At 70.0% G+C, this 10,097-nt stretch carries 8 protein-coding genes; all 8 read right to left on the reverse strand.

Going from position 1 to position 10,097, the window contains the following annotated elements:
- Positions 1-32: 32 nt before the first annotated feature.
- Positions 33-1,292, reverse strand: a complete 1,260-nt coding sequence (locus MMF96_RS11370; protein ID WP_256883596.1) for an APC family permease — start codon at positions 1,290-1,292, stop codon at positions 33-35.
- 87 nt (positions 1,293-1,379) lie between these two features.
- Entirely contained in the window at positions 1,380-2,375 is a 996-nt protein-coding gene (locus MMF96_RS11375) for a HAMP domain-containing sensor histidine kinase (RefSeq protein WP_256883597.1), read from the reverse strand.
- Positions 2,372-3,043, reverse strand: coding sequence for a response regulator transcription factor (locus tag MMF96_RS11380; RefSeq protein WP_256883598.1), 672 nt, complete (start codon positions 3,041-3,043; stop codon positions 2,372-2,374). The genes MMF96_RS11375 and MMF96_RS11380 overlap by 4 nt, the downstream gene beginning before the upstream one ends.
- On the reverse strand, positions 3,030-3,746 hold the full coding sequence (locus MMF96_RS11385) for a VTT domain-containing protein (RefSeq protein ID WP_371130752.1): 717 nt from the start codon (positions 3,744-3,746) through the stop codon (positions 3,030-3,032). Before MMF96_RS11385 ends, MMF96_RS11380 begins: the two co-directional genes overlap by 14 nt.
- Before the next feature lie 14 nt (positions 3,747-3,760).
- Positions 3,761-4,558, reverse strand: coding sequence for a phosphatase PAP2 family protein (locus MMF96_RS11390; RefSeq protein ID WP_256883599.1), 798 nt, complete (start codon positions 4,556-4,558; stop codon positions 3,761-3,763).
- Positions 4,559-4,639: 81 nt separating this feature from the next.
- Positions 4,640-7,798, reverse strand: a complete 3,159-nt coding sequence (locus tag MMF96_RS11395) for a glycoside hydrolase family 2 TIM barrel-domain containing protein (RefSeq protein ID WP_256883603.1) — start codon at positions 7,796-7,798, stop codon at positions 4,640-4,642.
- Positions 7,798-8,694 (reverse strand): carbohydrate ABC transporter permease, encoded by an 897-nt coding sequence (locus tag MMF96_RS11400; protein WP_256883600.1) that lies wholly within the window; start codon positions 8,692-8,694, stop codon positions 7,798-7,800. The genes MMF96_RS11395 and MMF96_RS11400 overlap by 1 nt, the downstream gene beginning before the upstream one ends.
- Positions 8,691-9,638, reverse strand: coding sequence for a carbohydrate ABC transporter permease (locus tag MMF96_RS11405; protein WP_256883601.1), 948 nt, complete (start codon positions 9,636-9,638; stop codon positions 8,691-8,693). Before MMF96_RS11405 ends, MMF96_RS11400 begins: the two co-directional genes overlap by 4 nt.
- Between the last annotated feature and the right edge of the window lie 459 nt (positions 9,639-10,097).

Below are 10,097 nucleotides of genomic sequence, written 5' to 3' on the forward strand. Positions count from 1 at the left end.
ACTGTCAAGTGCCCGTTCGCGCTGCCCGTGCCTCAGCCCTGGGCGCGGCGCAGCCGGAAAAGCCGGTAGCCGGTTCCCACGGCAAACATGACCAGGCCCGCCACGACCGCCTCCAGCGGCAGCGTGGCCACCAGGACCAGGCAGGCGGCCGCGCCCAGCAGCTGCAGGAACCGGGGGTAGCGGCGGGCCGCCCGGTCCTGGGTGAACGCCGAAACGTTGGCCACCAGGTAGTACACCAACACGCCAAAGGAGGAAAATCCGATGGCCCCGCGCAGGTCCGCAACGGCAATGATCACGCAAATCACCGCGCCCAGGGTCAGCTCGGCATGGTGCGGCACCTGAAACGTGGGGTGCACGGCGGCAAGCCAGCGGGGAAGGTCGGATTCACGCGCCATGGCCAGCGACGTCCGGCCCAGCCCAGCGACGAGCGCCAGCAGCGCGCCCAGGGAGGCCAGCGCCGCGCCGACCCGGACCACGGGGGCCGCCCAGGCCCACCCGCCGGCCGCCACCGCCTGGGCGAGGGGCGCGGGGGCGGCGGCAACGCCGTCGGGCCCCAGGGCGGCCAGGACCGTGGCGGCGACGGCAGCATAGACCACCGCCGCGATGGCCAGGGCCACGAGGATGGCGCGCGGGATGGTCCGGCGCGGGTCCTTCACCTCCTCGCCGAGGGTCGCGATCCGTGCGTAGCCGGCGAAGGCGAAAAACAGCAGCCCGGCCGACTGCAGGATCCCGTACCAGCCGTGCGAGAGGACCCCGGCGCCCCACAACCGGCCCCCTCCGCCGGACGGGCCGCCCGCCCAGGCTGCCGACACGCCCACGGCCAGCGCAACGAGCACGGCCGCCACAATGACCCGGGCCAGCGCCGCCGTGCGGGTCACGCCCCGGTAGTTCACGGCCACCAGGAGCACGACGGCGGCAATCGCCACCGGCCTTTCCCATCCCGGAGGCGCGGCGTAGGCGGCAAACGTCATCGCCATGGCGGCGCTGCTGGCCGTCTTTCCGACCACGAATCCCCAGCCGGCCAGGAACCCGGGCCATTCACCCAGCTGCTTCCGCCCGTAAACGTATGTGCCGCCGGACGTCGGGTAGGCGGCGGCCAGCTGCGCCGAGGACGTTGCATTGCAATACGCGACGACGCCGGCCACGGCCAGCCCGACGAGCAGTCCCGAACCCGCTGCCTGGGCCGCCGGCGTAAAGGCTGCGAAAACGCCGGCCCCGATCATGGAGCCGAGGCCGATGACGACGGCGTCGACCGTGCCCAGGCGGCGGGCCAGCGCCGGGTTGCCACTCATGATGGTTGCCCTTTCGGTTCGGGAAGTGCGTGCTTCCAGCGACAATAGCCGCTCCGGGCGGACATTGCCCGAACTGCGTGCTTGGGGCTACGGCACGGCGGGGAAGGTCAGGGCCATGGTGGTGCCGCGCGGGCCCGTGGAGCTGATCTCCACCCGCCCGCCGGCGGCCACGGCGATCTCCCTGACCAGGGCCAGGCCCAGGCCGTAGCTGCGCCGGTTGCCGGGGGAGGGCTCACTCGTGCGGGCGAACCGGTCGAAGACGCGGTCCTGGTCGATCCCGGAAATCCCGGTGCCGGTGTCCGCCACGGTGATGGCCGCTTCCCTGCCCCGGGACATGGCCGTGACAGTGACCCGTCCTCCTTCGGGCGTGTGGGTGAGGGCGTTGTCCACCAGTCCAAGGACGGCGCGGCGCAGGCTGTTGGGCTGGATGCGCACGCGGGGGCTGCCGGTGTGCACGAACTCCAGGCGGATGCCGCGGCCGGCGGCCATGTCCTGGAAGTCTGCCGTGACCCCGGCAACCACGTCATTGACGTCCACGGGTTCGGCATCGGCTGACCCGGGATCCCCCGTCGCCGCCAGCAGGAGCTCCTGGACCGTGGCGGCCAGCCCGGCCGTGTCGTGCCGGACCTGGGCGAGCAGCGCCGCCGCTTCGGTGCCTGCGGCCACGTGGTCCTGGGCCAGCTGGACCCGGGCGTCGAGGATGGCCAGCGGGGTGCGCAGCTCATGGCTGGCATCCTGGACGAAGCGGCGCTGCAGTTCCAGGGCCCGCCCCAGCGGGCGGATGGCGTTGCGGGCGCTGAGCCAGCCAATGGCCCCGGCGGCCAGGATGCCAGCCAGGCCGGCCACGGCCATGGCCTTGAGCATGTCATTGGACTCGACGTACACCCTGGCCGAATGGGGGTCCTGCCTGGACACGTCCGGGTGGTGGGAGAGGTAGAGCATGTAGATGGCGGCCGCCACGATCACGGCGATCACCATGACGGCGATGGCCACGGCAATCCGCAGGCCCACCGTCAGGGCCGCCCGGCGCAGCTGCAGTTCGTCGGGCCGCGTGCCGGCGGGGCCCGGCGTGCGGGACGTCATGAAGCGTCGCCGATCTGGTAGCCGGAGCCGTGGACGGTGCGGATGACGGACTTGGAGACCTTCTTGCGAAGGTAGTGCACATAGGTGTCGATGACGCCGGGGGAATCCTGCGGGTGGAACAGCGCCGCCATGAGCTCCGGGCGGGTGAAGACGCGCCCCGGCTCCCCGGCGAGCATGGCCAGCAGCTCGGCCTCCTTGGCCGTGAGCTCAACATGCCCGCCGTAGATGGAGCGCAGCAGCCGGCCCGCAGGGTCCAGGGTCCAGTCGCCAATGGACAGCCGGGCCGGCGCGGCGTCAAAGCGGCGGGTGATGGCGCGCAGGCGGGCGCGCAGCTCGCCGGCGTCGAACGGCTTGGCCATGTAGTCGTTGGCACCGGCGTCGAGCCCCGCAATCTTCTCGGCGGTGCTGCCCAGCGCGGTGAGAACCAGGACGGGGGTGCCGTTTCCGGCGCGGCGCAGGGCGCGGATCATTTCGATGCCGTCCATGACGGGCAGGCCGCGGTCCACCACGAGGGCCGTCCATTCCCGGGTCAGGGCCAGGTGCAGCCCGGACTGCCCGTCCGCGGCGACTTCGACGTCGTAGTCCCCGGCCAGCAGCTGTGCCGTCAACGGGCCCAGGACGGGGTCGTCCTCCACGAGCAGGAGGCGGGGGCGCTCATTGGTGTGCATGCCTTCCATTGTCGCCTGTGGCGGCGTTGGCAGCCTCGTGCACCGGGGGGACGCCCCGGCGCGCCGCCCGGCGGGAGCGCAGCACGCTGATGATGCCGGGAATGATGGACACCAGCACCATGAGGACGGCAATCAGGTCGATGTTCTTGGCAATGACCTCAAAGTGGCCCAGCCAGGTACCCAGCAGGACGACGGAGGCGGCCCAGCCGATTGCCCCCGTCACGTTCCACAGGGTGAACTTTTTGTGGTCGTATTTGGCAACGCCGGCCACGAGCGGCGCGTAGGTGCGCACGATGGGCACGAACCGCGCCAGGACAATGGCCCAGCCGCCGCGTTTGGCGAAGAACGTTTCCGTCTCCACGAGGTATTTGGTCTTCAGGATCCGGGCGTCGTCCTTGAACCAGCGCCGGCCAAACCTGCGCCCCAGCAGGTAGCCGACCTGGTCGCCGGCGATCGCCGCAATCGCGACGACGCCGATCAGCACGGGCAGGGCCAGGTTCAGCTGCTGGTGCAGCAACCCGGCCGTGAACAGCAGGGAATCGCCGGGCAGGAAGGGGAAAAGCAGGCCGGATTCAATGAAGACGATCACGGCGACCACGGCCAGCGTGGCGGGGCCGAGGCCCTGCAGGAGGGCCGACGGGTCCATGACCGACGTCAGGCCGGCGGGGGCAAGCGCAGGAAGCGCGGTGGCAAATATGTTCACGGTGCGGCCTTTCGTTAGTGGCGGGCTGCAGGGGCGGCCCCGGCGCGGACCGGGCCAAAGCGCTCCAGCAGGGGTATGCGCGGCAGCACGCTTCCCTGGAAGCGGTTCCACACGCCGACGAAGAGAAGCACCGCGGCGGTGGCCGCCAGGAAGGAGGCAATGACGTCGGTGGGGTAGTGGACGCCGATGTAGAGCCTGGACCAGGCCAGGACCACGGGGACCACGACGCCCAGGATGGCAGCCAGCCTGGACCAGCGGGTGTGCCGGGCCAGGAACCAGAACGCCCAGGCAAGCCCCACGGCCAGCGCCACGTGGCCGCTGGGGAAGCTGTTGGAGCCGGTTTCCGGGGCGAGCGGGTCAAACAGCAGCGCCGGGTTGGGGCGCTGGCGCTCCACGATGGCCTTGAAGAACTGGCTGGAGAGGTACCCGGCGGCGGCCGTGCCGCCAAAGGCAATGGCATTCACGGGGGATTTCCGCACCACCAGCAGGAACAGGCAGCACAGGGCAATGACCAGCACCGCGCCGACGGGGGAAAACACGTAGTTCAAGGTCATCGCCAGGACGGTCAGCACGCCGTCATGGTGCCGGCTCAGGTCCTGGTCGACGGTGAACTCGTCGGCGCTGAAACCGTGCACGTCGGTGGCCACAAAACCCAGGGTCAGGACCGCTGCGGACAGCACCACGACCCACAGGCCCCACAGCCGAAGCTGCGGCAGCACAGCCAGGCGGGTGGCCGCCCCGGACGCATGGCGGGGGGCGGCACCGCCCAGGCGGCCGTCACGGTACTGGTGGTCTGGAACAGGATGGGACAAGTAACTCTCCGATGCGTGCGGGGACTGGGAGGCGGCCCGAAGGCCTTTCCTCCACTGTCCCGCACGGCGCTTAAGAATTCGCTAAGAAATGCCCCGCCGCGGCGGCCGCATGCCTTGGACGGCAGTGATTTTCAACACCAGGGCCCGCGCTTCCGGGCGGAGCGCGAAGTCCGGCCACACGTCCGGCCCGCAGGCGCGCGAGCCCAGCCCGTGCTGGGCGGCGTCCAGGTACAGGTGGCTGTGGGCCGGCTCCGGCAGCTCGTGCGGGTGCCCGGCCATGGCCACCTCCTGGGCCGTGTGCCGGGACAGCGTGAAGCCGGGCCGCCTGCCGGCGGCATCGGGCTCGGCGTCGATCCGCAGCCAGGGTTTGCCGCTGCGGGACAGCTCGAGCGAGCGGACGCCGCTGCGGTGCCCGCTTTCCTGCGGCCGGGCATACGGCACGGCGAGCCCGTCCAGGGATGCGCAGTAGCGGCCCACCAGCGCGGCATGCATGCTGTCCGGGTACGATTCCCGCGGCCCCGCACCAAACCAGGAGGCGCCGTCCACCGACACCGGCAGGTCCAGGCGGATGCCGATGCGCGGCCACACGGTGTCCCAGCCGGCACTGGGCGCAATGTCCACCCGCAGCCACAGCTCCCCGTCCGCCAGCTGCCAGTTTTCCGCCACGGACACCGTCTCGCGGCTGTTGGCCGCGGCGTAGCTTGTGTTCACCCGCAGGCCCCCGTCGAGCACGGCAACGTCCTCGACCCGGCCCGTGAGCCGGTCCAGCCCGGCCGCCAGCCACATGCTCGCGGAGGACGGCGCCGGCACGCCGTTGCCATTGTCCAGCCACGGGTCGGCCAGGTCGTAGGAGCCGAAGCCGGCACCCTTGTCGTTGTCGGTGGGGGCGCGCCACAGCTCCAGCCGGGGGCCGGACACCGGCAGGCCGGCCAGCGAGACGAGCCGGCCGGCGTCGAACACGGCGGCCCCCAGGGTGAGGGTGCCCGGCACGGCGGCGCCGCCGGCGGGGGCGGCCACGGGTGCTGCGGGGCGCGGGGCCCTGGCCGGCGTGCGGGGCGCCGAGCAGTCCAGCTGTGCCGCGGACAGCACGTGGCCGGCCGTCGCCCACGAGGTCGCCTCGCGCAGCACGGCCTCCACCGTCAGCCAGGTTTCCCCGTGCGGTGCGGCCGCCACGGGCGGGAGCGGGAGCGCCGTGGAAGTGCCGGCCGCCAGCGCCCCTCCGCCGGGGGCTGCCGCGTCCACCTCGCCGGACGCCGTGACGGCGCCGTCGTGCTCCACCCGCCAGCGGAGCACGACGTCGGACGCGTCGGCCGTGTGGCGCAGGTTCGCCACCCGCAGGCAGGGCGCGCCGCCGTCGTCCCTCGTGAGGGCCAGGCGGAGCGGGGAGACGACCTGCCTGTACTCGTACAGGCCCGGGGTGGGGGTGGAGTCGGAGAGGACCATGCCGTCCATGACGAAGTTGGCGTCGTGGACCACCTCGCCAAAGTCGCCGCCGTAGGCAAAGAATTCTGTGCCGTCCGCGGTCTTCGTGCGGATGCCGTGGTCGCGCCATTCCCAGACAAAGCCGCCGTGCAGCCGGGGGTGCCTGTCCACGAGGTCCTCGTACTGGTCGATGGCGCCGGGGCCGTTGCCCATGGCGTGGACGTACTCGCACAGGATGAACGGCTTGCGGCGCTGGCGGGCGGATTCCGCGGCGGAGCAGCCCAGCAGCAGGGAGCGTGAGCCGTCGCGGCCAATGGCGTCCGTTTCCGGGATGGAGGAGTACATGCGCGAGTACACGTCCGTGTAGGCGCCGGTGTAGTCGCCTTCGTAGTGGACGGGGCGGCCGTTGTCCCGGGCGTGGACCCAGGCGGACATGGCGGCCAGGTTGGCGCCCGTGCCGGATTCGTTGCCAAGGGACCACATGACGATGGACGGGTGGTTCTTGTCGCGTTCCACGGTCCGCTCGATCCGGTCCAGGTAGGCGCCGCGCCAGGCGGGGTCGTCGCTGGGATTGTCCGTCCAGCCCTGGGTGTGGAAGCCGTGGGTTTCCAGGTCGCATTCGAGGATGACCCAGAAGCCGAGCTCGTCGGCCAGGTCCAGGAGCCGGGGGTGCGGCGGGTAGTGGCTGGTGCGGATGGCGTTGACGTTGAACCGCTTCATCAGGGCCAGGTCCTCGCGGGCGTCCGCCTCGTCGAAGACGCGGCCGCGGTCCGGGTGTGTCTCATGCCGGTTGACGCCGTGGAACACCACGCGGCGGCCATTGACCAGGAAGCGGTCCCCGGCAATTTCCACGGTGCGGAAGCCGAGCCTGAGCGACACCGTCTCCGCAGCGCTGGACACCGTGGCTGCATACAGGCGCGGCACCTCGGCCGACCACGGTTCCACGTTGTCCACCGTGAACGGCACGACGTCGGCAGGGGAGTCCCAGCGGACCCGGACGCCCAGCCCGGGCACCGAGAGCGTGATGGGGAAGGCGCCGGGGGCGGCGGTGATTTCGGCGTCGATGGTGCCGGTGCCCGTTTCCGCTCCCGCGCCGGTCAGTGCGCCGCCTGCCGTCCAGCCGGTGCGCAGCCAGGCGTCGGTGATGCCGCCGGCCGGACGGGCCTGCAGCGTCACGTCGCGGAAGATCCCCGGCAGCCACCACTGGTCCTGGTCCTCCAGATAACTGGCGGCGGACCACTGGTGCACCCGGACCGCCACGACGTTTTCGCCGGCCCGCACGGCCTCCGTGACGTCAAACTCCTGGGCGAGCCGGCTGCCGGAGCCGGTGCCGATCTCGGTCCCGTTCACCCACACCTTGTAGCGCGACTCGACGCCGTCAAAGCGGAGGGTGACGGCGTCCGTCGTCGTGCGCTCCAGCCAGGCGGCGGGGACGTCGAAACGGCGGCGGTAGTCGCCGGTCGGGTTGGCGTCCGGGACGTGGGGCGGGTTGATCGGGAAGGGGTACTGCACGTTGGTGTAGATGGGCCGGCCGTACTTGCCCGCGCCCTCCAGCACCCAGTGGGACGGGACGGGCAGGGTGTCCCAGCCGGCGTCGTCGAACGCCTCGGCGGCAACACCTTCCGGCTCCTCGCCGCCGGGCAGGACGGGCCCGCCCGGGGAGCCGGGGAGGCCGGACAGCAGGCGGAAGCGCCAGTCGCCGTTCAGCGACAGCGACGGGGCGTCGCTGTGGAGGCGGGAGCGGGCCGGGACGCGGCGGCCGGAACCAGGGCCGCGGTCGGACACGTAGGATGCGGGGGGAGTGGCGGGCGGTGTCATCACTTGACGGATCCTTCGGTCAGGCCGCCGCGCCAGAAGCGCTGCAGCACAATCATGGCAAGGGCGAGCGGAATGATGGACAACAGCACTCCGCCGGTGGTCAATTGGTAAAACTCGGGCAGCCGGTTGACCTGGCTGAGCCAGTTGTTCAGTCCCAGCGTAATGGGGTAGAGCCTGGTGTCGGAGAGCATGACGAGCGGCAGGAAGTAGTTGTTCCACACCCCCACCAGCTGGAACAGGAACACCGTGACCAGCGCCGGGGTCAGCACGCGCAGGCCCACGGTGTGGAATATGCGTATCTCGCCGGCGCCGTCCAGCCGCGCCGCCTCGATCAGGGCGGGGTCCACCGTGGCCTGGGCATGGATCCGGCACAGGAACAGCCCGAACGGGGACACCAGGGAGGGCAGCAGCACGCTCCAGTAGGTGTTGGCCAGTCCCAGTTGGCTAAAGAGCAGGAACAGCGGGAGCGCGGTGGCGGTGCCGGGGACCAGCACGCCGCCCAGAATGATGCCGAAGACCAGGTTGCTGCCGCGGAACGTGTACTTGGCCAGCGCGTACCCGCCGGCCGCGGCGATGTAGGTGGCCAGCAGGGCCCCGACGCCGGCGTAGAGCACGGAGTTGGCGAACCAGCGCACAAAGATGCCGCCGTCGTAGCTGAGCACCTGGGCCAGGTTGTTCCAGAGGTTGAAGTTCGCGGCGAAGGCGAAGCCGTTGGTGCCGAAAAGGTCCCCGGTGGTCTTCGTGGACGCGACCACCACCCAGTAGACGGGCACCAGGAAGTACAGGGTGGCCACCACCAGCGCCCCCGTGACGAGTATCGTGGTGGATTTTTTGCGGCCGGCCGCCGCGGGCCGGGTGGCGGGCTTGGTCCCGGGCTTGGTCAGTGTTGCGGTCATGAGGATTTCCTGTTCGTGATGGCGAGGAAGGCAAAGGAAAGCGCGAAGGCAATCACGGCGATGAGCACGGCCTGGGCGGCGGCGACGTTGTAGTCGTTGTAGGCGAACGCTGTGGTGTACGCGCTGAGGTTGGGCGTGTACTGGCTGTCAATGGAGGAGGAGACGGATTGCAGCACCTGGGGTTCGGCGAAGAGCTGCAGCGTGCCGATGATGGAGAAGATGGTGGTCAGGACCAGCGCCGGGCGGATCAGGGGCAGCTGGATGCTGGACGCCACCCGGACGGGGGACGCGCCGTCCATCCTGGCGGCCTCGTAGACTTCGCCGGGAATCGCCTTGAGCTGGGCGATGATGATGAGCATGTTGTAGCCCGTGTAGCTCCATGTGACGATGTTGGCAATGGACCAGAGCACCGAGTGGGGGCCCAGGAAGTCCGGCGACAGGCCAAAGGCGGAAGCAATGCTGTACAGCGGGCTCAGGCCGGGGACGTAAAGGAAGGACCATAGGATGGTGGCGATGACGCCCGGGACGCCATAGGGCAGGAAGAACGCGGCGCGGAAAAGGCCGGGCCAGCGTGCGGAGGCGGATTCGAGCAGCAGTGCCAGGACGGTGGCGAGCACGATCATGACCGGAACCTGCACCACGCCAAAGAGCAGCATCCGCCAGATCGAGCCGATGAAGTTGCCGTCGGCGAGCGCCTGGGCGTAGTTGGAGAAGCCGGCAAAGCCGCTGCTGATCCCCTGCTCACCAAACAGGCCGCGCCGGGTGACCTTCGTGAAGCTGGAGATGACCGCCACGATGATCGGCAGGATGAACGTCAGCAGGAACAGGGCCAGGAACGGCGCCAGCAAAAGCCAGGGCGCGCGGGTCGTGGCGCCGTTGCGCCGGCGGCGGGCCGGAACGGCAGCCGTGGCTTCGCGGCGTGCCTTGAGGGACGTGGTTGTCATGCGTTTTCCTTTCGGATGCTCAGGCCGCTGTTCTTGAAAACGGTCATGATTTGTTGTTCCGCCGTGGCGATGGAATCAACCAGCGTGGTTCCCGAGGCCTTTCTGCGGAATCCGTCGCTGAGGATGTTGAAGGACTGCTGCTGGGACGGCCACCAGGACCAGCCGGGGTTTTGCTGCAGGGAGGCCGGGGCGAAGACGTCCTGGTTGTAGTTTTGGCCGCTGAAGAACGCCGAGTGCTGCTGCCTTGACGTGCCGGTGAAGTCCGGGCTCGGGGACCAGCCAATGCCGCAGTTCTTGATCTCGGCGTCAATGCCTTCGCGGCTGGACGTCAGTGTCCTGTCTCAATTTAGTTGGCCATTTTCGCAACTTACCTGGCCACCTACGGCTTTCTGGGGTTTGTCTCAGTTAATATGGCCACCATGGATGTTGCTCGCGCGTTGAGGTCGCTGCCTTCGAACA

This window comes from Arthrobacter sp. STN4, assembly GCF_024539665.1.
Lineage (GTDB): Bacteria > Actinomycetota > Actinomycetes > Actinomycetales > Micrococcaceae > Specibacter.